Here is a 22,394-nt window from a genome sequence, read left to right as displayed (position 1 = left end):
CTTCGGCCGAGGTTTTCACCGTCCGGGCGGCTTGAGAGCGATTGAGCGGTATATCCTATCCTCTTCATGATGAAGTACCCCGACTTTTCTGACAGTGGCACCCGCTCGGGCACACTCGCCATCGTGGCCGTCGGCACACTCATTCTCTCGGCCCCGTTCGTCGCTCAGGCGGTAACGAGCAATGCCGAACCTGAACTCACCGAAGTCTCTGCGGGTGGTGCCACCCTGCGCGACACCAATGGGGCCCCTCTGCAGTGCGCACAGAAATCGGCGAACAGCAGCGATGGCGTGACCGGCCGGTGGAGGTGGGACTGCGATGACACTTCGATCGAGATACGCACCGACTACACAGCAGATGTTGAAGCGGAGCGGACGAAGACCGTCGCGAGGTTCTATTGGCAAATCACCAGCGGGGAGTCCGTCAGCCCCAATGAGCTCGAGCACCCCGCACCTAACGTGTACGAGCTGTACCGCAACGGAGTCTCACTTGCCGCTGTCGAGCGCGGTGACATCACTATCTACGTCGCCGCGGCCGACGACAGAGGCCGCGAGATCGTCAACCAATTCGTGCAAGAGGAGGTGCGCTAGTGCGCAAGCAACTCGTGGCGCAGGCACTTTGCGGGATTGCAATTCTCGGTTTGGCCACCCTGTATGTCTATCGTCTCACGCTGGTGCCCTGGACTTCTGTGTTCGCCGGCATCCTGGCAGGATTCGTCATCGTCGCTGTCACTGTCGTCTCACTTCTGTTGCGCAAGCACCCGGGACGCCCTGGGAATCCGTGGTGGCTGCCCGCCGGCTTTCTTGGTGGGGTGGGGATATCCGTAGCAATTGCACCGGCAAATACCGCTTACCTCCAAGCTGCAGCGAGCCTGCCGGAAGCGGTGATGAGCCTATTTTCCTCCTTTCCAGAGGAAACGGCGAAGTTCCTCGCGGTCTTCGCGTTGATCGCGGCACTCGTCCCAATTCGCCGCCCGATAGAGGCCGCGGTTGTTGGTATGGCAGTCGGTGCCGGCTTCACCGTCGCAGAAGTCGTCAACAATTCGTTGATTGCCGCATCAATGGACCTGCAGTCCGACTATTTCAATGGGGTGGGCACAATGACGGCGCTTTTCGTCTTGGGCCCCTTCTCGCACGCGGTGTATACCGGTTTAGCCGCATGGGGCCTCGGCGTATTCCTCTGCCACACTGACCAGCCACTTGATTGGCGCCTGGCTCATTTCGCCGTCTGGTTTCTCCTCGCCACAGCGCTCCATGGCACGTTCAACGCTTCCCGCGTAATCCCCGGAATCGCCGGCCTTATTGCAATGGTCACAGTGACGGTTGTGGAGTGGATGCTTCTCATCTGGCTCTACCGGCGTTCCCGTGCAATCGGCCGTCGGGACGCGGCAGCGCAGGTCTCGCCAGGTAAGTGATGACCGGTTCTCTCAAACTCGGACCAGGTACGCCCGGGAGATTCGGGGTGGCCTAGCATAACCCGAGTGACTTCACCTATAGATGTTATTGACGCTGATAGAGTTATTCCGGTTGAAGAGCAGCGCTCAACACTCGTTACTTTGGTGGCCGCGGTGCTCCTTGCAGCTGTTGCAATGGGGGCTCCCATACTCGTCGCTCGCAGTCATCCCGGTGACGATGACGTCGCCAGGGAAACGGCAAAGAAACCAGTTTCGCTGGCGGGCATCACGGTGCCGGGACGCGATGGCGGCGACTTGGTGTGCCGCAGCCGCACGAGTTACAACGACTCTGTACAGCGGTGGACATGCGGGGAAACCGTGGTGACGGCGAAGTCCGGAGGAACCACCGACGATCCGGATCTCGCGTTGGCGCGCTACGTACGCATGCAGCTTCTCGACCGCGAACCAGATACCAGCGACGTGGAAGACCTCGGCGGGGACGCACGCCTCAAGCGAGCTGATCGGCCGAAGGGTCGGCTCGTGGCAGTCTCGGTCCCCCAGGAAGAAAGCTCCAGCGTGTATTTCACGTTTGCCGGTGGTGATCCTGACGCGCTGGCGCAACCGCTCATCGACGATATTCGCAGCCAGGAGGATGCCAATGTCCGCTAAGAACCTCGCGCGAATTTTCCTGATTGTCTTCATACCAGTCGGGCTCTTTGTCAGCACTCGGTCGCTGACACATGCGCCGGCAAGCAACGCCGCCTGGGGCATGGCCCTCGCCTGGGCTGCGCTACAGGCGCTCTTCATTTGGCTCGCTGTGCGACGCCATCCTGGTCGTCCAGCAAACCGCTGGTTCTGGTGGGCGGGGCTCATCGCCGGAATGGCCGGCGGGATCGCGATCCCCTCAAACGGGGCAATTTCGTCTTTGCAGTCCGCATTTGATTGGCCCGAGTGGGTAGCTGCGCTTCTGACTCCTTCCGCGGAAGAAACTGCGAAGGGGCTCGCGGTGTTGTTTGTAGCGATCGGGTGTGTCAAGGTCCGCAGGCCGATTGAGGCCACCGTGCTCGGAATTGTTGTCGGTGGCGGATTCTCGATCATGGAAAACATCAGCTACATAACCCAAACCGCACTCCAATCGCTTACTTCGGACGTGGATGGTGCCCTCACGGGTTACCTCGGGCGTGCGTTGGCCTGTCCATTCAGCCACAGCATGTATGCGGGCATCCTGGCATGGGGCATTGGATGTTTTATTTCTCGCACGGATAAAGACCTTGGCTGGCGAGTCAGGAAGCTAGTGACGTGGTTCGCTTTGGGCTATGCCGTTCACGCCGCATACAACGCCCTCCCCGCGTTCGTAGCATCTTTCAACCCAGATGCCCAGGGCCTCGCACTGGTCGGTGCCACGGCGCTTCAATGGATTCTCGTCATCTGGCTGTATATCCGCTCACGCAAGATCGGCCGTCGTCAAGAGCCGGTCGGCACACTTGCCGGCTAGGACACCTCCTTCAGGAAGCTTCAGGGTTCGTGCCGCCGGCGCGTAGTAGTAGTCCGGAGGGCACCGCAAATGTCTACGCAAACGGCACCCCTACGCGTCTAGAATGCGATCCTGTCAATAGAGTTCGCACAAGTCGCGGACTACTTCTCCCAGTCCCCGCGAAGTAAAGGTCCCACCTCCACTAGCCAGGACGAAAGCACTAGACCAAAGACCCCACCCCGACTATGGTGAGTTTTCAACGACTACCTATGATGTTGCCGTGCAGAAATTATCAGATCTCAAGACAACCGCACTTGACGCGAGTTCGAGCACTTGCTGGGTGCATTGGGGAAGGACCGGCGGCGGTCCACGCTTCCTTCTTGAACTGATCGAGGGAGATCTTCTCAACACCGGGGCAACCCTGCTGAGCTACAACCCGGACGCCGAAATCGCACCGCGGCTAGAGACTTTGCCAGTACCTTCCATTGCGATTCCGACATATAACTCCAACCTTGGAGTCATCCTGGGACTCCCCCGCTTGGCGTTCAACGCACTCCGGATGCGTCGCTGGCTCCGTGCACACAACGTCAAGCGCGTCGTGGGCGTGATGGAGAGCGTATACCAGTCCCTGGCACTGCCGCTGCTTGTGCCCCGCTCGGTGGAGTACGTCGCCTGCATCCACGATGGGGAGCACCATCCCGGCGAATCCAACTTTGTGCAGCGCCTGGGACGGATCATTGAACTGAAGTTCGCAGACCGGCTCGCGACTTTCTCTCCCGCAGTGCGAGAGGTACTGAAACAGCAGTCGCAAAAAAAGATCACCGTCGGTTCGCACCCACCGTTTGGCCACCGAACAGATGGGGTTCCTGCTCGCCAGTTCCCCACTGGCAGGCCGTTCATTTTCGGGATGTTTGGCCGGCTGCAGAAGTACAAGGGCGTGGAACTCCTTCTCCAGGCAGCAGAGATCCTTCGCTCAGACCCGCAAGTGCCTGAGTTTCAAGTGCGAATCATCGGGTTCGGCCCAGAAGAACACCTCAAGGTCTCGCCGTTGGGGAACCAGGCTGAATGGGACATCCGTTGGATCCCAGAAGACGAAGTCGACTCGCTGGTCAACAGCTTCGACGCGATGATCCTGCCTTACACCTCGGCGAGCCAGTCTGGACCGATAACCTTGGCAAAAGCGAATGCCATTCCATGCGTGGTTACACCAGTAGGCGCATTGCCAAGCCAAGCGGATGGTTTCGGTGCCGTCGCCACCGAGACCAGCCCCTTGGCTGTCGCTGAAGCGATGCGCAGTGTACTGCAGCCGGAGATTTACGACGGCCTGAGTGCTGCAGCAGTAGAGCAGCTACGCACCTCGCAAACGTGGGCGCAGCTCGCTGAACTCATCCGCGAGGGTTAGTAGGTTCAGTCCCTGCGGTCGCGCCGCTGGTTCTGTGGAGCATTCACCCCGTCGCGTGTGGCAAACGGCGGGAGAGTTCTCTCCCAAACCACTTCTGGCGCTGGTGTAGCCTTCAACGCCGCTGACAAGTTCGTGGGTGCATTCTCGTCACCGTTGCCGTCAGCCCGACTTTGAGTGCCGGCGGGAGGCGCAGTAAGCGCCGAGCCAGAGACTCCGTCGGTGACCTGCTCGGCCGCCTCGTCCTCTTCTTCGGAGACCTGAGCTGCGGCATCAACCTGGGAACGCTTCGGCGGCAAATACGTGATGCCAATCAGCCAAATCGCAAAGATGAGTTGCACCGCGCATACAGCGATGAAAAGCTTCTCGTCGCGCATCGCGAACAGAGGGATGTGGCAGCCAACGCGCAGCAGCGACCACACCAAGATCGTCTTATTCCGGCCCATGAGGAACGGCATCTTCCCGGGCACGGTGGAGGACAAGAACGCTGCCGAATAGAGGCTGCCGCTCACGATGATCAACCAGCTGTACTCGCTACCGTACAGCACGTAGATGAGCAGCGTCTGGAACAACCCGGTTGCCAAAGCGAAACCGATGCCGGCCAACTGGCTGCGTTTCACCCAGACAAATGCTTCATCGAGCTGCGAATTCCGCAAAGCAAAAGAAACCTTCGACTCAAAGACAGGCGCGAGAACCTGTGAGCCGACGGTGGCGAATCCGCCAGCAATGCGAACCACGATTGCCCACATCTCTTGCAGGTGTCCCATCAGCGGGGTGAAGAACCCGTTGATTTGAAAGCCCATCTCGGCCACGACCGTGGAGCCCACGACTGGGGAGCTCTCCTTCACATACGCAATGCCCTCGGGGCCGAAGGCTTGACGCGAATGGCTCCTCACAAAGCCGTGCACTTTGTTATCCGCTCGGCTCAGCATCCACACCCCAATAACTGATGTGAGCACGAAAGCAACGTAGATCAAGCCTGCACGGCTGGGAACGAAGTATACCGCCGCTGCTGTGAGCCCAATGTTCAACACCCCGTATATGAGACGCCCAGTCCCGTACGCGCCGAGCTTGTTCTCCGCAATAAGGATGGTCACCGCCATGAAGTACAGGCCGTGGCTGATGATGAGGAAACTCGCTGCGAGAGCAACGATCGCCCATCTGGAGCTCCACAGCGCAATGACTCCGGCTAACGCCAACATCACAACAGTCGCCCCGACTAGCCCCCAGAAAGAGGTTGCGGTCGCAATCCCCTCCTGCTCTCGCCGAATGCCCAGGTAGCGCACGTTGAAGCAGAGGAACCCAACTTTATGCAAGACCGTAGCTAGCGAGAGTGGAACGAGGAGATACGCAAGCTGGTCGCCGCGCTGCGCGAACACAGGCAGAAGCATCGCGAGGAAATTTAGACCCTGCCCAATCGTCGCGCTGCTCACCGACCGCAGCGATTGCAGGTCCTTCAGCCCCTTCAACGAATCTCGCGTCCTCGGTGGTCTTCCACCGTCTCAACGATGAGCGGCGGCAGGGAGGTAACCCAGCGCACGTCTGGTCGCAGATTCGCCTTCGCAGCACTAATCGCCCGTGCGAGCTGGTTCGAGACCGTCGTGGCGGCACCAGAGACCATGAGACTTTGCCGCACCAACTCAGCCTTTTGCGGTTGCGCCCCGTGGTCGTCGATCGCGATGGCCTCGTCCTCCTCAATGACAGCCTCAACCTCAACTTCTTCGATCGGCTCAGCCACAATCACATCGGCTTCGATGTCAGTCTCTTCATCAGCGGCCTCACTATCCTTAAGTTCGCTTTTCTCGTCAGCAGGCTGAGGGATTATCGACGATCCCCTGCTCTCGACCTCGTCCTCGACAGGCCGCGAGCCAGGTACCTCGGTTGTCTCCTGTACGACAGCGCCACTTGGTTTCTCTGGCGCGGTCGCAGCAGCGTCGTCCGGCTCGATCTTGGAGGATCCACCCTTCGCGGGCTGAGCCTCTCTATCGTCTTGCGCTGCGCCTTCCTGTGCTTTGGTAGCCACCGCAGTAACCAGCACGGGATCCACTTCTGCGGCGGCTTCCGAGTTACCTCTACGTTCCAACTCGGCAAGCCGGATCATGTTCAGCAGTGCCAAAGGCTGCGCAATGCGATCGAGTTCTTCCGTCGTACCCAGCTCGGTACTTGTCGCCGACGGGCCCGCCTCGAGCGCCTTCATTTCGCCTGGCACAATGAAGGACGGCACCGCGAAATCCGTCCCATTGGATTTCAGCTCTCTCGGATTCCCAAAGTTGATCATCCAGAGCGCGAGGATGAGCGGGATGAATGGAGTGAGGTGGCGCAGCGCTGAACCATAGTCAGGCTCGAACAGGCCCTGCGAGACGAGGAAGCCGGACAATAGCGCAATCAACCGGTGTGCGAGCACAGGGCGTTCGAACTTGCGCAAGAACAACCTCAGAAAAGCGAATCCCCACAGTGAAATGAACAGAACCGTGTTAACAAGGTAGTACAAGCTCCCGAGAAGCAGCATCGGAACGGGAAACACCATCGTTAGCATCACCAGCAGGTTGTTCAGCGCACCCGCAAACGGTTCAGCGGAACCGTCCACGAACCGGGTAATCATTGTCCCGGCCTCTGCGGCACCGCGGTCGACATTCACCGAGGTTCGGAAGAAGTCGGGTGATTGGCCGAGCAAGACAAAGATCGCGATCGAGCATGCGAGGTTCCCAGCAATGAGGAGAGCCGGCAAGGTAATCACGGTCAACCGCTTCAGCGGCACTATCCTGAGCGCGATGTAGGCCATCGCCAAGAAAATCCAGTATGGACGGAACGTCCCTGCCACCAACATGATTGAGGCAACGATGAGGAGGTCACCCGACCAGTGACTTGGCGCGGAGAGAAGAACGCAGATCAGGGCGACGATTGAAACAACGATGAGTTCCTTGGTGTACGTTCCGACAAACGCTCCGGATAGCACCAGGTAGCCAAACAGCGCGACAGGCGCAAACACTCCTCTTAGACCTTTTGAGGGAACAAGGGCGAACGCTGCACCGGCGGCAGCGATGAATACGCCAACCAATCCAGCCGCAATCGGCTTCTCTACCAAACCGAGAGCGGTATAGACGTTGGCGATAGTTCTATAGGATCCGCCCTCGTCAGTCTCCATGCGGGCAAACTTGAGGATCAGCTCCGCGTCGTTTCCAAAGTTGCTGCTGAGCAGCCATTCTCGGTTAATGGAGATATATGCTGCGATCGCGGTACCGAAAAGCACCCACAACACCGTGGCCCACAGCGGCCATTGGAATTGTTTGACTTTGAAAAACAGGTGCTTGAACTGCGCCCACCTGGTCGCTGGCTGCTCGTCGGCATGTTTCGCTTGCGGATTCACATCCTCGGGAGCTTTCGTGCCAACGTCTACGAGAGTCATTACCGCTTGCGCCTTCTCCTCGCAGATTCGTAAGCCGACAGAAGCGAATCCCGCTGCTGTTCTTCCGTGTACGTTTGTTCAACCGTTGACCAGTCGACAGATCCCGGGTTCTCTAGCGCGGTGTGAATTGCCTTGACTGCCGATGTGGCGCTGTCAAACCTCGCCTCATCCGGGCACTCGGCTAGAGCTGGAATGTCGGAAACGACGGTGGGGATACCGATCGCACGAAACTCTAGCACACTCATAGGAAAACCATCCCAACGAGAAGTATGGACAGCCACATGTGAAGAAGCAACTCTGTCAAATAGCGCCTCGCGATCAAGCCACCCTAATACCTCGATGCCGCTACTCTCTACCATTTCCCGCAATTCCGGCTCGCCGTCCCCCGCCCAGATGCACCTGATTCCTTCAGGTTCGAGCGCCTCGGCAATTTCACACGCCATCTCCGGGTAGCGAGGCGAAGTAATCCGACCAACAAAACACAGCGTCGGGGTAGACGCTCGCTCGGTATCGGCCCAGCGCGGTAGCTCTGCCACTTTAGCGTCGGGCAAGGCATTTGGAACGACTTGGTTGGGAACGCGCGGATTCAACTCTCTCAGCAAGGAACCCTCATGGGTGGAGCATCCAGCGAAAACGGTAGTCAGTGGTGACAGCGCCCGCTCTGCGGTGTGGAAAACCTTGCGCTTCCACTTGGAGATGTCCTTGCGCTCGGTCGACAAACCGTGCGGAGTGTATACCACCGGGGTGCGGGTCAATGCTGCCGCAAGCCGCCCATAAACCCCTGCAAAGCTCGAGTGTGCGTGTACTACGTCTGGCTCCAATTCACGGATGGTAGCGACCACCGTCTTCAATGCTGCGACATGGCTTTCGGGGAGCGCAGCGGTGTACACAAACAATCCTTCGTCCGGACCGGTGGCCGCGTTGATCTGGCGCCGCTCGTTCCACAACAGATTATGCTCAACCGACATGTCGAGTGCCGCATACCCTTGAATCGCGGTTCGAGCTCCCCCGCCGAACGCCTCGGTGATATGTAGGACGCGGATAACGGAATCAGTGTTCTCTTTCGCCATTTCTTTAGTACGCACCTCGAGAAAGCAGCACTGCGCTGAAGGTCTTGAAGAAAATAGTGAAATCCATCCAGATGGTCCAGTTGTCGACGTAGTAGAGATCCAGGTTTTCTGCCTCCTCTGCACTCAGGTCAGATCGACCGTTGACCTGCCACAGGCCCGTGATACCCGGTTTGACCTCGAGGCGCATGCGCATATCGGGGCTATACATGTCAACTTCGTTCGCCAACGCTGGACGAGGGCCAACGATGCTCATCGTGCCATTGAAAGTGTTGAAGAACTGCGGGAGTTCGTCGATGGAGGTCTTGCGGATGAATTTGCCCACACGGGTGACACGGGGGTCATCTTTCATTTTGAACAAGAAAGCACTCTGCCCCTGCTCTTTCGCCAGTTTCTCGCGAATTTGATCGGCATCGACTCGCATGCTGCGGAACTTCCACATCTGGAACGGCTCGCCGCGAAGACCGACGCGGGTGCTCTTGTAGAAGATCGGGCCGCCGTCATCAAGCTTGATAGCGATCGCGGTAACGAGCAGAATCGGAGAAATCAACGTCAAAATAACTGCCGAGCCGATGATGTCCATTGCGCGCTTGACGAACCCGTTAACGCGGTTGAACCTCGGCTTCCTGAGCTGGATTGCGGTGCGGGTGCCCACACGCTCGTGCTTAACTCGGTGCCCTTCGATGCCGCCGATCATCGGGTCGACGTATACGCGTACGTCGGTCCCCTCCAGCAACCACATCACTCTCCTGATATCCCGGTCGCGCAGATCATCCAGGCTGGCGAGCCAGACAGCATCAAAGTCGTCGTCAAGCACCTTGTCCGCGATATCAACGACGGTGGAGTAGGTCGTGACTGGAACCTCCTTTTCTTCTCGTAGGAGCGGGGCGTTGATCCCGTCTGAGATCATCACGCCTGCGATCTCGTGCAACGGGAAGCGTGCTTCAAGGTCATCACCGAGCACGTGAGAAACACCGGAGGCTGTGCCAACCACAAGAAGCTTGACCGGGTTGCGCTCCAGCACCCGGCGACAAACCGCAGCGGAGATGCCTCGCCCGATCAAAAGGAAGACGACGGCGAGCGAGCTAGCGAGCGGAAGCGTGATGGTCAACAGGTAACCGTGAAACATCACGCCGATGGCGAAAAGAAATGACGCGGCGTACACACACGATCGCACTACAAGACGCGTCGAGCGATGCACATCCAGACGCGTGTGCCAGCGGTAGGACTTGTTGATCCACAGTGCGATCACGTAAAGGGCGACAAAGGGCACCGCCGAGATAATGCTGACCCGCGTTGTTTGCGTTGCGTCGGGCGTGACAACCCAGCTGGGCCAGTAATCACCCAAGATCAATCGAGCCGCAAACCAGGAAACAAGCAAGGCGGTGAGGTCCACCGCTTGCGTTATGTAGAGAGTGAGACGAACGTTGCGTTTAGGGACGGTGCGATGCGCGACCCGGCGGATCTTAGTTGTCGACGTGCCGTAGATTGGCTCCTTTTCGTTTCCGTCACGGTCTGGGCCGACTTCTTGGGGTCCCGAGATGGTTTCATCGTTCTCCATCGAGGAACCCCCCTTCGCGTGGGCATGCACAGAAGTCATGAGTTAGTCCTTGGTCGGATTTCGACGTTCGACCATTGCATACTAACAGAATTTTTATAACGTTCATATCACGATTTGGCAAAGCCGAATGCTGCCACCCAGCCAACCGGGCCACAGAGAACTAAGCGGGCATCCAACCCAATGAATTCAAATTCACCGAAAAGTGAGGCATGCCCCAACCCTCGCTGATTGAGCAACCGCGCAACCGTTCCTTATATGTTTCGAAAATCACGAATACAGAAGAGGATTGCGGATAGCAGGCTGAAAGCCGCCGGAGCGCGAGCGGGCCTAGGCTAACCCGTGACCTTGCCGCTTATCACCGGAAGGGACACACCGGGATCAAGCCAGGTGGTCAATCATCCCCCATTACGGCTTCGTAGACCTCGCGATAACTTGCGGCGAGTGAGTCCACCGTTTCGTGGGCATTCAAGCCACTGGGATTTCCGACGACCCAGACTTCCGCAGATCCGATTGGGTCTGGTTGGAGACCACGGGATGCACGCGGCCGTCGAAAAGCAATCCGAAAAGCTCCAATACCTGCAACCATGAGCCCTGCCGGTTGGAATTGCTCAACCTTGCGGATGAGGGCCTCTCCCCCGCGGCGGAGCTCATCGTTGGACAGCTCGCTCGCCTTCGCGGTAAAACGGTCGGCAAGGTTTGTAAATCCGATGCCTTGAGCTGCGAGCATGTCGGAATCTTCGACAGACAAGCCGTTCCGGGCATCCACAAGATACGGGGTTATGCCCGCTGCGTACATGGCTGGCCAGAAACGGTTGCCGGGGTGTGCAAAGGGGGCATCGACGGCCTCTGAACGCCCGCCCGGGTTGATGCCGACCACCCACAACCGCGCATCCGCGAGATTGCGATCGTGCATTTAGCCGAACATGCTCTTCGCGGTTTGGTAACGGCCCTCCGGGACCTGCTTGAGATGCGCGACGGCCGTTTCGAGCGGGACCAGCTCAATGTCCTCGCCGTGGAGCGCGACGCAAGTGTCGAAGTTGCCCTCGTGCGCGGCGCGTGCGGCGTGGACACCGTAGCGGGTGGCCAGCACGCGGTCGTACGCAGTCGGGGTGCCGCCTCGCTGGATGTGCCCGAGGACGGTGGTTCGCACGTCGTACCCGAGACGAGCCTTGATTTCATCCGCGATGATCTGGCCCATGCCGGTAAACGTCTTGTGACCGAACTCGTCCTCCTCGCCCAAACCAGCATTCATGGTGCCTTCCTTCGGGATCGCGCCCTCAGCCACCACTATGATGCCGTACTTCTCGCCCATCTGGAAGCGGCGCTCCATCGCCTTGCAGATGTCTGCGATGTCGAACGGCTCTTCCGGGATGACTGTGTAGTGCGCACCGCCAGCCATGCCAGCGTGCAGTGCGATCCAGCCCACGTGACGGCCCATGACCTCGACGATCAGGATGCGGTTGTGGGATTCCGCGGTGGTGTGGAGGCGGTCGATGGCGTCAGTGGCAACGGAAACCGCCGTATCAAAACCGAAGGTGTAGTCGGTCGCCGCAACGTCGTTATCGATGGTCTTTGGCACACCGACGACCGGGATCCCGTTGTCAGAGAGCCACTTCGCGCCCTTGAGCGTGCCCTCGCCGCCAATGGCGATCAGCGCGTCGATGCCGGCATCGTCCAGGTTCGCCTTAATCGTGTCAATACCCGCTTTGAACTTGTCCGGGTGGAGGCGACCGGTGCCTAGGATGGTGCCGCCGCGCAGAAGAATGGAGTCGATGTAGGCATCGTCGTAAAGGTCGACTCGGCGGTCCTCCATCAAACCGACCCATCCGTCGAGGTAGCCCACCACTGTGGACGAGAACTCCGTGTTGGCCGTGCGCACGATGCCGCGGATCACAGCATTCAGGCCCGGGCAGTCGCCGCCGGATGTCAAAGTGGCTAATCGCATGGCTGCCAGCCTAGCGCGAAGCCTGAACACTGGCAGTGTGCACAGGATTCCCCACCGTGCGGCTGAGCAACAGCGCGCTGAGTACGCCGACCAGGAACGCGGCGAGTGGCAGTGCCATCGCGGGGGCGGCGGTGCCGGCGATCTCCCCGGTTGCAAGCACGGCGCCGACGAGTGCGACACCAAGCACGCTGCCTACCTGCCGAGAAGTGTTGTACAGGCCCGAGGCTGCCCCCGCATCGGCCTCCGGAATTCCGCGCATGGTCAACGCTGCATTCGGGGCCCACACGAATGCGCTGCCCAAACCGAGGAGCGCGGTCGAGACGCCGAACCACGCCGGCTGTGCGGAGCCAAGGATAAGCGCGATAACAAGCGCTATGGCAATGGCTTGCACGGCGAACCCGGCGACGCAGAGACGGCGCGGGTCGCCCTTGTCCGAGAGATAGCCGGCAATTGGAGTCGCTACAAACGCGACCACCGACATGGGCGCGGTGATGAACCCTGACATCGTTGGGCTTGCGCCTGCGACGGTTTGCAGCCAGTACATCATCGGAATGAACATCGACGCTACAGAGAACCCCATGGCAAAGATGGCGATAGTTCCGAACGCGAACGTGCGATCGCGCAGCAAATACAGCGGCAGGAAGCCGTTGTCTTGACCGTTGCGAGCCGCGAGGACGAGTAGTGCCAAGCAAAGCGCACCGAAGAGAACGCTATACCAGCCACTGTACTGAATTCCGTACACCAACGAGCCGAGGCCGGCAAAGGAGAGAAGTACGCCCAGCACGGGCACGCGAACTTGCGCCTTTGGCAGCTGCGGAACCCAAACGGCGGCAGCAAGCAGTGCGCCGACGCACATCGCAGCCTGGACGAAGAACGCCGCGCGCCAACCCTGCGATTGCGCGATCGCTCCTCCGGCAATCGGCCCAAGGAGCGACGCAACAGAGCCGATGACACCCCAGGCCGCGAACGCTCGCCCTTGCAGGTGCTCAGGAAACACCTTCGGCAGGACCGCGAATGCCTGCGGCAGGAAGAGTGCAACGCCAAGTCCTTGAGCTGCACGGGCCACCACCAGTGCGGCGAAGGACCACGACGAACCTGCGAGGATCAGACCCGCTGCCGTAATAGCAAGCCCGAGAAGGAACATCCGCCTGTGTCCGAAGGCGTCGCCTAACCGCCCTGCGGCGGGCATCGGTGCCACCGAGAACAGCAGAAACATGCTGGTCAGCCATACCGAGTTTGTAACTTCGAATGGCAGCAGCGGGGTGACCACCGGCATGAAGCCTTGGTCGAAAAGGACGAGAAAATACCCCGCGGACAGCGCCGCGAGGGTCGTCCAGTGGTTAGTTCTCACTTGTTGCGAGACCAGCTTCAACCGCTGCGCCAACCCGGTAGATCCGGTCGTCGGCAAACGCCGGCGCAATCAGCTGCAACCCGACCGGCAGACCGGTATCACTTGCCTTGCCCACTGGCACCGACATGCCGGGCAGCCCCGCCAGGTTCAGGGGCAGAGTGAACAGGTCGAAGTTGTACATCGCCAGCGGATCGTCGACCTTCTCGCCGAGCTTGAATGCCGTTGACGGCACGGCGGGACCAGCGATCACGTCGCAAAGCTCAAAAGCCCTCTCAAAATCCTGAGCGACGAGGGTGCGCACGCGCTGCGCCTGCAGGTAGTACGCGTCGTAGTAACCGACCGACAGCGCGTAGGTGCCAAGGATGATGCGACGCTTGACCTCAGAGCCGAAGCCTTCGCCGCGGGTGATCGCCATGACTTCCTCGGCGGAGTGGGTACCGTCGTCGCCGGCGCGCAGGCCGTAGCGCATGCCGTCGAAACGAGCGAGGTTCGAGCTCACTTCGGACATCTGAATGATGTAATACGCACCCATGACATCGTCGAAGCTCGGGCAATCGACCTCGACGATCTCCGCGCCTTGAGCCGCAAGCTGCTCGTACGCCGCGTCGATACGCCCGCGCACACCATCCTGGGTGCCCGGGCGGTCGAACTGCTTGATCCGGCCAATCTTCATCCCGCTCAAATCACCCTTGGCACCCTCTCGCGCGGCATCAGCCAAAGAGGGCAATTGCTTATCGACACTCGTAGCGTCGAACTCGTCGTGCCCGCCGATGATCTCGTGCAACAGTGCGGTGTCGAGCACGGTGTTCGCGCACGGTCCGACCTGGTCGAGCGAGGAGGCGCAGGCGATCACGCCGTAGCGGCTGACGCCACCATACGTGGGCTTGACTCCCACGGTGCCGGTGAGCGACGCCGGCTGGCGAATGGAGCCGCCGGTGTCCGTGCCGATGCCAAGCGGAGCCTGGCCAGCAGCAAGCGCCGCCGCAGTACCGCCGCCGGAACCGCCTGGCACGCGCTCGAGGTCGTGCGGGTTCTTCGTCTTCTTGTATGCGGAGTTCTCCGTCGAGGAACCCATGGCAAACTCGTCCAAGTTCGTCTTGCCCAGGATCGGAATCCCGGCCTCGCGCAGCTTCTTCACCACCGTCGCGTCGTACGGGCTCATGTAGCCCTCGAGCATTTTCGACGCCGCAGTGGTCGGCGCATCGGTGGTCACCAGCAGGTCCTTGAGTGCAAGCGGCACACCTGCAAGCGTGGAGGCGGGTTCCTTACCCTCCCTCACCTGTGCGTCTACGGCGTCGGCAGCCGCAAGAGCCTCATCCGCGCCGACGTGGAGGAACGCACCGATTTCGTCATCGGTCTCTGCAATGCGATCCAGAAATGCCTGGGTTACCTCGCGGGAGGTGACCTCACCGGCCTGAATCATCGCGGCGAGCTCGTGTGCCGGCTTGGAGACCAAGCCCTCAGTTGGCAGCGTGTATGCAGTCATGCTGTGTTACTCCCCCTCGCCAAGAATCTGCGGAACCACGAAGCGGTCATCTTCAACCGCAGGTGCTTGATCCAGTGCTTGTTCCTGAGTCAGCGTGGTGCGCTGAACATCCTCGCGCATCTCCGCCTCCACCGAGTGCGGGTGGCTCATCGGCGTGACGCCGTCGGTATCTACTTGCTGCACCGCGGAAACGGCATCGATGATGGTGTCCAACTGCCCGGCGATCTGGTCAAGCTCCTCGTCGTTCAACGCGATACGCGCCAACCGAGCGATGCGCGACACCTCGTCGCGTGAAATCTCAGCCACTACTGATTCCTTCAAGTCGCGTGGTTTTGCAATCAACGGCTTCATCTTACGGCACCGTCTGTAACGGACGGGCGGCGGTAACCAGCACCCGTGGCGAGTGGGCCGGGTGTTATAAAAGGGAGCATGGCTTACCTCATTCGCGTGTCCATTCCGGACGTCCCCGGCAGCCTCGGCGACCTTGCCGAGGCGTTCGGTTTAGCAGGCGCGAACATCAAGTCCGTCGACATCGTCCACACGAGTCCCGACGGGATGGTCACGGACGACATCGTGGTTGAACTCCCCACCGGGACCATGATTGACACAGTAATTACTGCCTCCGCTGAAGTAGAGGGCGTCGAGGTTGATTCGATCCGCCCGTTCACGGGTCGCGTCGATCGTCGCGGTCAAGTGCAGATGTTGGCCCGCGTTGCACAAGTGTCCAAGAACCGCTCTAACGCGCTCAGTGAGCTCGTGAACCTGATGCCCCGGACCATGACTTCGTCGTGGGCTGTGGTGCTGCAAAATGTCGGCGACGGCATGGAGCGCGTAGCTGCATCGGACGCTGCGCCTAGCGACGATGGTTCTCGGCCTCCAGTGATCGAGCTCGACGGGCCGCGGGTTTTGGACGCCGAATCCGAGCCCTGGGTGCCAGAAGGGTGGGGGCTGCTGGACACGGCGCTTGCAGTTGCACCTTTGACCGGGACCGACCTTGTCCTTGTGGTTGGTCGCGTGGGTGGACCAGATTACCTGGCATCCGAGGTCACCCATGTCGGCGACCTCGGCGCGATCATCGGCGCGATGCTGCGCTAGCTCCTGCAGACTACTGCTTAGACAAGCGCCGCTGCGCGTTGATCCATCTCGAAGACAGCGTCGCGGCCAGTAATCAGCGAGCGGTCGTGGGTGACGAATCCGCAGGCGATTCCTCGGTCTTCCACCAGCCAGCGAAGGAGTGCGACGATCTCCTGGGAACGATCGTGGTCGAGTGCGGCGGTGGGTTCGTCGGCAAGCACAAGCTCCGGCTCTCCCATGAGCGCACGAGCGATGCCCACACGCTGGCGCTGACCGCCGGAAAGTGCCTGCATGTCGCGATCGCCTAAGCTTTCGAGGCCGACTGCGGCAAGAAGCTCATCCGCCCTCTCTTTGCGGGGCTTTACGCCACGCAAGTGGTCAGTAACCAGAAGCTGGTCGCGGACGTTGAGGGCGGAAATGAGGTTGGCCTGCTGGAAGATCATGCCGATCTTCTCGCGACGCACCTCGTGGTCAATCTTCATCCCTCCGAGCGTGGCGGTGCCGGAATCGGGTTGAATCAGCCCGGCGGCGACAGACAGCAACGTGGACTTGCCGGAGCCGGACTCGCCAACGATGAAGGTGAGCTGGCCGGGTTCCGCGGTGAAGTCCAGCTGGTCGAGGACGGTCAGGCGCTCTTCGCCGTCCTGGAACGTGACGGTGACGTTACTGAGTTCGAGATTGGCGTTGGACATTACGCGACACCTCCAAGTGCGCTTTGCGGGTTGATTTTGGTGATGGAGCGAGTTGCTAGAAGTGCGCCGGCCATGCCGAGCACCCACACGGCGACCGGCGGCGCGGCGACCACAGGCGCGGTGAGGGTGAACGGTGCAACACCGGCCATGGCCATGCCAATGCCGAAGGCGCCGAGACCGCCGACTAAGACCCCGATCGCGAGCAGGACTGCGGACTGGCTAAGCGCGTCCTTCATCAGGTACGAGTTCGATGCACCGATGGCCTTAAGGATTGCCAGGTCGCGCGTGCGCTGCATGGTCCACACGGTGAGGAACGCGATGATCACCAGAGCCGCGATGGCGTAGAGGAAGCCCTGGATGAGCATCAGCGATCCGCGCTCGGAGCCGTAGGCAGCCAGCCCCTGGAAGGACTCCTTCAGGCTCACGCTGCCGTCGATATCCGCGTCCCGGGAAAGCAGCACGGTGCCATCCGCGTCGGTGTGGAATACCTGCTGCCAGATCTCGGTGGGCACCCAAATTACCGGCGTGTGCGAGAACTGCAGGTCTCCCGTAACAGCGTCGACGGTCGTCTCAGCCGGGCCGATGCGGACTGACTCACCGGCGGAGAGTCCGATCGACTCCGACGCGACAGCGCCGCTGCCGAGCACCTCTCCGCCGGGCAGCTCGGTGCCACTCGGAAGCGCGAGGACGGCAACGGAGTCTTCTTCGCCGTCGGCGGCCTGCATCAGAGTTTGGCCGGTGCCCAGTGGGACGGTTCCGTCCTTCGCCTGTACGCGAGAAGTGGTAAACGACGGATTCTGCTGGTCCTCAAACACCACCGCTTCCGGCGCGAGCGCCTCCAGCGCCGACGTGTTCTGCTTACCCAGGCCCGAGGTCAGGCCGGTCAGGACAACAACGAGAAGGGTGATCAACGCGACGGTGCCAACGATCAGTCCGAAGCGACCCTTCGCCTTCTTGATTTCTCGAATTCCTACGAACATGGCTTCAATTCTCGCGCTGAGCTGGGCTTTATTACATCGGGAAGCCGGTTGAAATCGGAATCAACCGATCGGTTGATTCGCCGTCCCCCGAGCTGTAGGTGCTGCACGCTAGTGTTGCGCGCATGAGCTCGAACCGGATCCTGGCCACCCTGCGCGTGAGCCTGCACGTGCTCGTCGCCGTCCTGCTGGTGGTGGGACTGATTGGCACGCGCTCGTGGTCTGCGGTGTGCGTTGTCGCCGCGTTCGCCGCCGTGTACTTGTTCGGCACCGTGCACCAGAACCGCGGTCGCGCTTATACGCACGGCCAGGCGGCGGTTTGGCTTACCGCGGTCATCGTGCTCTGGATCATCCTCGTCGCCCTCTCCCCCACCTTCGTGTGGCTGGAATTTCCGCTGGTCATGGTCGCCTGCTTCGTCTTGCCCACCGGCTGGGGCCTCGCCGTCACTGCGGGCCTGTTGGCCTACACACTCACGGTTACCGTTCCAGGAAGTGGCGTCGGCGGCCTCATCGGCCCAACGATTGGCACGATTTTGGCCATCGGCATCGTGCACGCCTACCAGGTGCTTCGCGCAGATGCGGAGCACTACCGCCAGCTCGCCGCGGATCTGCAGGCAGCCCAACTCGAGCTCGCCGCCGCCGAGCACGCGGCCGGAGTCGCCGAGGAGCGCTCGCGCCTCTCCCGCGAGGTCCACGACACCATGGCTCAGGGCTTGAGCTCCATCGTGTTACTCGGCCGAGCTTTAGATAAAGAGCTTTCGCTTATCGACGCCCCCACGTCCACCCACGACACGCTCACCGTCATTCGAGAGACCGCAGCAGATAACCTGGCGGAAGCCCGCCGTTTTGTCTCCGGCAACGCGGCCGGAGCAACAGGTAGCGCGCCCACAACCGAGCCGCTGACCGCGCGTATCGACCGGCTTGCGCGGGGCGCTGAGGCCCGCCAGCTCGCGTTGGGCACCCCGCTGGATGTCCGCGTCAACGCCGTTGACCTACCGGAACCAGCGGCATCGGTCACCGAGCGCATCGTGCGCGAAGGATTGAGCAATATTGTGCGGCACGCGGGGGCAGACGTCGCGGTGGTGACCGTCGATAAGCTTGGTGCCCAAGCAACCGTCGACATCTACGACAATGGCCGCGGCATCACCGGCCCGGAAGGCTTCGGGCTGAAGGGATTGCGCGCACGCGTGGAAGAGGCTGGCGGGGAACTCACGGTTGAGGGCAACGTGCTCGCCGCGACATTGCCGCTCAGTGGGCAACAGGAAGGATGATAGTGCAGGGTTCAGAGAAGTTGCAGGTCATGCTTATCGACGATCATCCTGTCGTACGCGCAGGCTTGCGAGCCGTCCTGAACTCGTTCGGCGACATCGAAGTGGTCGCCGAGGCTGCCGACGGGACCGCCGAAGTGCCCGACGATGTGGACGTGGTGGTCAGCGATATTCAGATGCCGGGGGCTGACGGTATCGCGCTGACCCGTCGCCTCGTGGCGGCCGGCGGCCCACCCGTGCTGATCCTCACCACTTACGACACGCAGGCGGATGTGGTGGCCGCGGTCGAGGCGGGGGCGATGGGCTACCTGCTGAAAGACGCGCCTGAAGACGAGCTTCACGACGCGGTGGTGCGCGCCGCCCGGCGCGAGCGGGCGTTGTCGCCGCAGGTCGCGAACGTGCTGGCGGAGCGCGTAATGCGTCCCGAAGAGGCGCTTTCAGAACGCGAGATTGAGCTGCTGCAGGCGCTGCAGACCGGTGCCTCGAACCGCGAGATAGCGGAGCGGTTGTTCATCTCGCAGGCGACAGTGAAGACGCATTTGATCCACATCTACTCCAAGTTGGGCGTGGATAACCGCACTGCTGCCGTGGATACGGCGAGGCAGCGGCGCATTATCTAGGTTGGCACCCCTCCCCCCTGCGCAAACTTCGGATCATAGATGTCGGATAACCGCCTTAGAAGCCCGAAATTGGGCGGATCCGAAATCCTTGATCCGGGGTTTGATTTTCGGGAATCGGTTGCCCGGTTTCTAGTTTTCTGGAATTCTAGAACTCATGAACTCGACCCCTTCAGAAACCGTAGCGCGCATCGAAGCGCTGGAGGAGCGGGTTGCCGTGCTCGAAGCACACCTTCCCGGCTCTCCCAGCGAAGTGCCCATTGATTACAACGCCACCGCTGACGGCGGCGTGATGCTGCATGGCTATGTCACTCTCGGCACGGGTGATTACGAATACCAATGGGCCCGGCCAACTCACTGGATCACGGACGATCCGTGGGACGGGCAAATCGAACGCCTCGCAGCCCTCGCCCACCCCGTCCGTGGCGAGATGCTGCGCTACTTGCTCAATAAACCAGCCACCGCTGCCGATCTCGTCGAAGCGGAAATCGTGTCCTCCACCGGCACTGCTTACCACCACCTGAAAGAGCTCCAGTCCGCCGGATGGGTAACGAAGACCGCCGGCGCATACGAGATCCCCCCAGCGCGCGTGATTCCGCTGATGACCATCATGATCGCCTCGGAGGCTCACTAATGCGCCCGGTTCTTTCCCACCCAATCGAACTGGCTACTCAGCGCACTGGTGATCCGGAGATTGCAGAAATCCTTGCCACCTGCGCAGAGGATGGCCACCGCGCGCTATGCGCATTCATTTACGAAGCCGGTACGGTCCGCTTCGGCGGTCTCGGTGCAGATGAGCACACTGAGGTTGAGATCGGATCAATCACCAAGACTTTCAACGCTGAACTGGTGCGCCAGCTTGTCAGCGAGGGCGCTCTTGCCCCGCGTACCACAGTGGGCGAGATTATCGACGTGCCCGACGCACCGATTGCTAGCGTCACCCTCGAAGAGCTGCTCGACCACACCTCTGGATTAGGGCCAGTGGGCACCAACGGGTTCTTTCACAACAACGTCGCGCCGTCTCTAGATCTTTTTCGGTATTACTGCCGCCGCACACCCGAGCAGGTGTTTGCGACAGCTGCGCGTGCGCGACTTCGACACCGCCGACAGTTTCTCTATTCCAACTTTGGCCACGCCCTGGTTGGTCAGCTGCTCGCGGTTCATCAGAAAACCAACTACGAGGCGCTGGTCCGCTCCCGAATTTTCGAGCCCGCCGGCATGAGTGACACCTACATCGCGCTGCCAGGCACGACCCGCAACGCTCCACAGGGGTTGGGTTTTAATGGCCGCCCGGTGAAACCGTGGGAAGAGCATGGGTGGGCTCCCGCCGGTGCTGCGCATTCCACTGCAGCCGACATGGCGAAGTACGCGCATTGGGTCGCCTCACATGGAGGCCCTGGCCATGCGTGGCACCAGTGCAACATTGGCGGTGTCGAATGCATTTCAAAAGGCGGCGGCACTGCTGGGTACTCCAACGTTTTGAGCTGGGACACTGCATCCGAATCACCTCGCGCGGCCTACGTAGCCAACTCAAGCGCCGTAGATGTCAATGAGCTGGACATCCAGTTGCTCACACGCCTTGATAACACTCCAGGGCGGCAGTGATGCAAGTACCACGAACACCTGCCCTGCTGACCGGACTCGGTGCCGGGGCTGTTATTTTCGTCCTCCTCATAGCCCTTGGACCGCGCCCTATCGACGTAGCCGCCGAGCGCACCGGGAACGAACGCATCGCATCCTCTTTCGCCGATCACGCGGAGAAAGGTCACCACCAGCTCGCAGGATTCATCTACGACAACGGCGAAGTCGCATTCGGAGGTCTCGGTGCTGACGAGCACACCGAGTTCGAAATCGGCTCTGTCACCAAAACCTTCAACGCAGAGCTAGTCCGCCAGTTCATCGACGAAGGCTCACTCACCTTGGACACCCAAGTGCAGGACATCATCGACGTCGCTTCCGCCCCCATCGCGGATGTCACCTTGGAGGAATTGCTCAACCACACCTCGGGACTTGCTGTGATGGAGAGTTTGAGCTTCGCCGAAATCATGGTTGCGAACTTTCGCGACGGCGGCAACGCCTACCGGCGCGACACCCCACAGGACATCCTCGACGCCGCCAGCGCAGCCGAGCTCACTAACCGGGGCGAGATGCAATATTCCAACTACGGCCACGCCCTGCTCGGCCAATTGCTGGCCACACACGCCGACGTACCGTACGAAGAACTGCTGCGCACGCGAATCTTCGAGCTTGCCGGCATGGACAACACCTACATCGCGCTGGCGCACACCAACGACGGCGCGCCTCGCGGCCTCGACGGTAGCGGCCGATCAGCCGAGCCGTGGGACATGGACGGGTGGGCACCCGCCGGCGCGATCCGCTCCACACCCGCCGACATGGCCAAATATGTCGAATGGGTTACCGCACATGGCTTGCCCGAATATGGGTGGGCGGACCTGACAGGCGAAGACGACCAGAACTACACATTCCATAACGGCGGCACCGGCGGATTCCGCACCATGCTCGTATGGGACCCCGAATCCGGGCAGCCGTCCCCCACCCGCGCCGCATTCGTCGTGGGCAACACCGTCGCTGGTGTGGAAAAACTCGGCATCCACGTATTGGAGGAGACACGATGATCCCGCTCGCCATTATTGCCTATTTGCTCATCATCGACACCGTCCGGACT

22 protein-coding genes are annotated in these 22,394 nt (G+C 60.7%); 11 read left to right on the top strand and 11 right to left on the bottom strand.

Annotation, left to right across the window (positions count from 1 at the left end):
• The first annotated feature begins 66 nt into the window (after positions 1-66).
• The 5 genes from CGLAUT_RS05385 (at position 67) to CGLAUT_RS05365 (ending at position 4,267) form a co-directional block, all read left to right on the top strand.
• A complete protein-coding gene (locus tag CGLAUT_RS05385; RefSeq protein ID WP_095659825.1) occupies positions 67-588 on the top strand; it encodes a hypothetical protein in 522 nt (173 codons plus the stop codon).
• Positions 588-1,412: a PrsW family intramembrane metalloprotease gene (locus CGLAUT_RS05380; protein ID WP_157731279.1), complete on the top strand. Its 825-nt coding sequence runs from the start codon at positions 588-590 to the stop codon at positions 1,410-1,412. The genes CGLAUT_RS05385 and CGLAUT_RS05380 overlap by 1 nt, the downstream gene beginning before the upstream one ends.
• A gap of 66 nt (positions 1,413-1,478) precedes the next feature.
• Positions 1,479-2,060 carry a hypothetical protein gene (locus CGLAUT_RS05375; RefSeq protein WP_157731278.1) on the top strand — a complete coding sequence of 194 codons (582 nt, stop codon included), beginning with the start codon at positions 1,479-1,481 and terminating at the stop codon, positions 2,058-2,060.
• A complete protein-coding gene (locus CGLAUT_RS05370) occupies positions 2,050-2,886 on the top strand; it encodes a PrsW family intramembrane metalloprotease (protein WP_157731277.1) in 837 nt (278 codons plus the stop codon). Before CGLAUT_RS05375 ends, CGLAUT_RS05370 begins: the two co-directional genes overlap by 11 nt.
• Positions 2,887-3,205: 319 nt before the next feature.
• A complete protein-coding gene (locus CGLAUT_RS05365; RefSeq protein WP_290186786.1) occupies positions 3,206-4,267 on the top strand; it encodes a glycosyltransferase family 4 protein in 1,062 nt (353 codons plus the stop codon).
• Positions 4,268-4,272: 5 nt separating this feature from the next.
• Here CGLAUT_RS05365 and CGLAUT_RS05360 read toward each other — a convergent pair whose 3' ends face one another.
• The 9 genes from CGLAUT_RS05360 to gatC all read right to left on the bottom strand — a co-directional run bounded on the left by CGLAUT_RS05360 (position 4,273) and on the right by gatC (position 15,386).
• The gene (locus CGLAUT_RS05360; RefSeq protein ID WP_157731276.1) at positions 4,273-5,655 is read right to left on the bottom strand and encodes a polysaccharide biosynthesis protein; all 1,383 of its coding nucleotides are present in this window, start codon (positions 5,653-5,655) and stop codon (positions 4,273-4,275) included.
• Between the two features lie 74 nt (positions 5,656-5,729).
• Complete coding sequence (locus CGLAUT_RS05355) at positions 5,730-7,670, bottom strand: prolipoprotein diacylglyceryl transferase (protein WP_095659819.1); 1,941 nt, start codon at positions 7,668-7,670, stop codon at positions 5,730-5,732.
• Positions 7,670-8,740, bottom strand: coding sequence for a glycosyltransferase (locus CGLAUT_RS05350; protein ID WP_095659818.1), 1,071 nt, complete (start codon positions 8,738-8,740; stop codon positions 7,670-7,672). The genes CGLAUT_RS05355 and CGLAUT_RS05350 overlap by 1 nt, the downstream gene beginning before the upstream one ends.
• Before the next feature lie 4 nt (positions 8,741-8,744).
• Positions 8,745-10,337: a sugar transferase gene (locus CGLAUT_RS05345; protein ID WP_290186782.1), complete on the bottom strand. Its 1,593-nt coding sequence runs from the start codon at positions 10,335-10,337 to the stop codon at positions 8,745-8,747.
• A 352-nt stretch (positions 10,338-10,689) separates the two neighbouring features.
• A complete protein-coding gene (locus CGLAUT_RS05340; RefSeq protein ID WP_290186780.1) occupies positions 10,690-11,211 on the bottom strand; it encodes a mismatch-specific DNA-glycosylase in 522 nt (173 codons plus the stop codon).
• Positions 11,212-12,243 carry a 6-phosphofructokinase gene (locus CGLAUT_RS05335; RefSeq protein ID WP_290186778.1) on the bottom strand — a complete coding sequence of 344 codons (1,032 nt, stop codon included), beginning with the start codon at positions 12,241-12,243 and terminating at the stop codon, positions 11,212-11,214.
• A 10-nt stretch (positions 12,244-12,253) separates the two neighbouring features.
• On the bottom strand, positions 12,254-13,594 hold the full coding sequence (locus CGLAUT_RS05330) for an MFS transporter (protein ID WP_290186776.1): 1,341 nt from the start codon (positions 13,592-13,594) through the stop codon (positions 12,254-12,256).
• On the bottom strand, positions 13,584-15,080 hold the full coding sequence (gatA, locus tag CGLAUT_RS05325) for an Asp-tRNA(Asn)/Glu-tRNA(Gln) amidotransferase subunit GatA (protein WP_290186774.1): 1,497 nt from the start codon (positions 15,078-15,080) through the stop codon (positions 13,584-13,586). Before gatA ends, CGLAUT_RS05330 begins: the two co-directional genes overlap by 11 nt.
• A gap of 6 nt (positions 15,081-15,086) precedes the next feature.
• Entirely contained in the window at positions 15,087-15,386 is a 300-nt protein-coding gene (gatC, locus tag CGLAUT_RS05320) for an Asp-tRNA(Asn)/Glu-tRNA(Gln) amidotransferase subunit GatC (protein WP_290186772.1), read from the bottom strand.
• A gap of 123 nt (positions 15,387-15,509) precedes the next feature.
• On the opposite strand from gatC, the gene CGLAUT_RS05315 reads away from it, so the two are divergent.
• Entirely contained in the window at positions 15,510-16,175 is a 666-nt protein-coding gene (locus CGLAUT_RS05315; RefSeq protein ID WP_290186770.1) for an ACT domain-containing protein, read from the top strand.
• A 17-nt stretch (positions 16,176-16,192) separates the two neighbouring features.
• Here CGLAUT_RS05315 and CGLAUT_RS05310 read toward each other — a convergent pair whose 3' ends face one another.
• Both CGLAUT_RS05310 and CGLAUT_RS05305 read right to left on the bottom strand, forming a co-directional pair.
• Positions 16,193-16,846: an ABC transporter ATP-binding protein gene (locus CGLAUT_RS05310; protein ID WP_290186768.1), complete on the bottom strand. Its 654-nt coding sequence runs from the start codon at positions 16,844-16,846 to the stop codon at positions 16,193-16,195.
• Positions 16,846-17,826, bottom strand: a complete 981-nt coding sequence (locus CGLAUT_RS05305) for an ABC transporter permease (RefSeq protein ID WP_290186767.1) — start codon at positions 17,824-17,826, stop codon at positions 16,846-16,848. Before CGLAUT_RS05305 ends, CGLAUT_RS05310 begins: the two co-directional genes overlap by 1 nt.
• 122 nt (positions 17,827-17,948) lie before the next feature.
• On the opposite strand from CGLAUT_RS05305, the gene CGLAUT_RS05300 reads away from it, so the two are divergent.
• From CGLAUT_RS05300 to CGLAUT_RS05280, 5 genes are all read left to right on the top strand, one after another.
• Entirely contained in the window at positions 17,949-19,094 is a 1,146-nt protein-coding gene (locus CGLAUT_RS05300) for a sensor histidine kinase (protein WP_290186765.1), read from the top strand.
• Positions 19,095-19,123: 29 nt separating this feature from the next.
• A complete protein-coding gene (locus CGLAUT_RS05295; protein WP_290187040.1) occupies positions 19,124-19,711 on the top strand; it encodes a response regulator in 588 nt (195 codons plus the stop codon).
• Between the two features lie 154 nt (positions 19,712-19,865).
• Positions 19,866-20,342: an ArsR/SmtB family transcription factor gene (locus CGLAUT_RS05290; RefSeq protein ID WP_290186763.1), complete on the top strand. Its 477-nt coding sequence runs from the start codon at positions 19,866-19,868 to the stop codon at positions 20,340-20,342.
• On the top strand, positions 20,342-21,313 hold the full coding sequence (locus CGLAUT_RS05285) for a serine hydrolase domain-containing protein (protein ID WP_290186762.1): 972 nt from the start codon (positions 20,342-20,344) through the stop codon (positions 21,311-21,313). The genes CGLAUT_RS05290 and CGLAUT_RS05285 overlap by 1 nt, the downstream gene beginning before the upstream one ends.
• Positions 21,313-22,344 (top strand): serine hydrolase domain-containing protein, encoded by a 1,032-nt coding sequence (locus CGLAUT_RS05280; RefSeq protein WP_290186761.1) that lies wholly within the window; start codon positions 21,313-21,315, stop codon positions 22,342-22,344. The genes CGLAUT_RS05285 and CGLAUT_RS05280 overlap by 1 nt, the downstream gene beginning before the upstream one ends.
• Positions 22,345-22,394: the final 50 nt, after the last annotated feature.

The sequence above is a fragment of the Corynebacterium glaucum genome (genome assembly GCF_030408855.1).
Classification (GTDB): Bacteria; Actinomycetota; Actinomycetes; order Mycobacteriales; family Mycobacteriaceae; genus Corynebacterium; species Corynebacterium glaucum.
This window is presented reverse-complemented; position numbering and strand designations above follow the sequence as displayed.

Excerpts from the sequence above, each read along its gene's own strand:
- CGLAUT_RS05385 (WP_095659825.1), top strand. The coding sequence starts at position 67 with ATGATGAAGTACCCCGACTTTTCTGACAGTGGCACCCGCTCGGGCACA.
- CGLAUT_RS05370 (WP_157731277.1), top strand. The coding sequence starts at position 2,050 with ATGTCCGCTAAGAACCTCGCGCGAATTTTCCTGATTGTCTTCATACCA.
- CGLAUT_RS05360 (WP_157731276.1), bottom strand. The coding sequence starts at position 5,655 with ATGCTTCTGCCTGTGTTCGCGCAGCGCGGCGACCAGCTTGCGTATCTC.
- CGLAUT_RS05355 (WP_095659819.1), bottom strand. The coding sequence starts at position 7,670 with ATGACTCTCGTAGACGTTGGCACGAAAGCTCCCGAGGATGTGAATCCG.
- CGLAUT_RS05350 (WP_095659818.1), bottom strand. The coding sequence starts at position 8,740 with ATGGCGAAAGAGAACACTGATTCCGTTATCCGCGTCCTACATATCACC.
- CGLAUT_RS05345 (WP_290186782.1), bottom strand. The coding sequence starts at position 10,337 with ATGACTTCTGTGCATGCCCACGCGAAGGGGGGTTCCTCGATGGAGAAC.
- CGLAUT_RS05340 (WP_290186780.1), bottom strand. The coding sequence starts at position 11,211 with ATGCACGATCGCAATCTCGCGGATGCGCGGTTGTGGGTGGTCGGCATC.
- CGLAUT_RS05335 (WP_290186778.1), bottom strand. The coding sequence starts at position 12,243 with ATGCGATTAGCCACTTTGACATCCGGCGGCGACTGCCCGGGCCTGAAT.
- gatA (WP_290186774.1), bottom strand. The coding sequence starts at position 15,080 with ATGACTGCATACACGCTGCCAACTGAGGGCTTGGTCTCCAAGCCGGCA.
- CGLAUT_RS05315 (WP_290186770.1), top strand. The coding sequence starts at position 15,510 with ATGGCTTACCTCATTCGCGTGTCCATTCCGGACGTCCCCGGCAGCCTC.
- CGLAUT_RS05310 (WP_290186768.1), bottom strand. The coding sequence starts at position 16,846 with ATGTCCAACGCCAATCTCGAACTCAGTAACGTCACCGTCACGTTCCAG.
- CGLAUT_RS05305 (WP_290186767.1), bottom strand. The coding sequence starts at position 17,826 with ATGTTCGTAGGAATTCGAGAAATCAAGAAGGCGAAGGGTCGCTTCGGA.
- CGLAUT_RS05300 (WP_290186765.1), top strand. The coding sequence starts at position 17,949 with ATGAGCTCGAACCGGATCCTGGCCACCCTGCGCGTGAGCCTGCACGTG.
- CGLAUT_RS05295 (WP_290187040.1), top strand. The coding sequence starts at position 19,124 with ATGCTTATCGACGATCATCCTGTCGTACGCGCAGGCTTGCGAGCCGTC.
- CGLAUT_RS05290 (WP_290186763.1), top strand. The coding sequence starts at position 19,866 with ATGAACTCGACCCCTTCAGAAACCGTAGCGCGCATCGAAGCGCTGGAG.
- CGLAUT_RS05285 (WP_290186762.1), top strand. The coding sequence starts at position 20,342 with ATGCGCCCGGTTCTTTCCCACCCAATCGAACTGGCTACTCAGCGCACT.
- CGLAUT_RS05280 (WP_290186761.1), top strand. The coding sequence starts at position 21,313 with ATGCAAGTACCACGAACACCTGCCCTGCTGACCGGACTCGGTGCCGGG.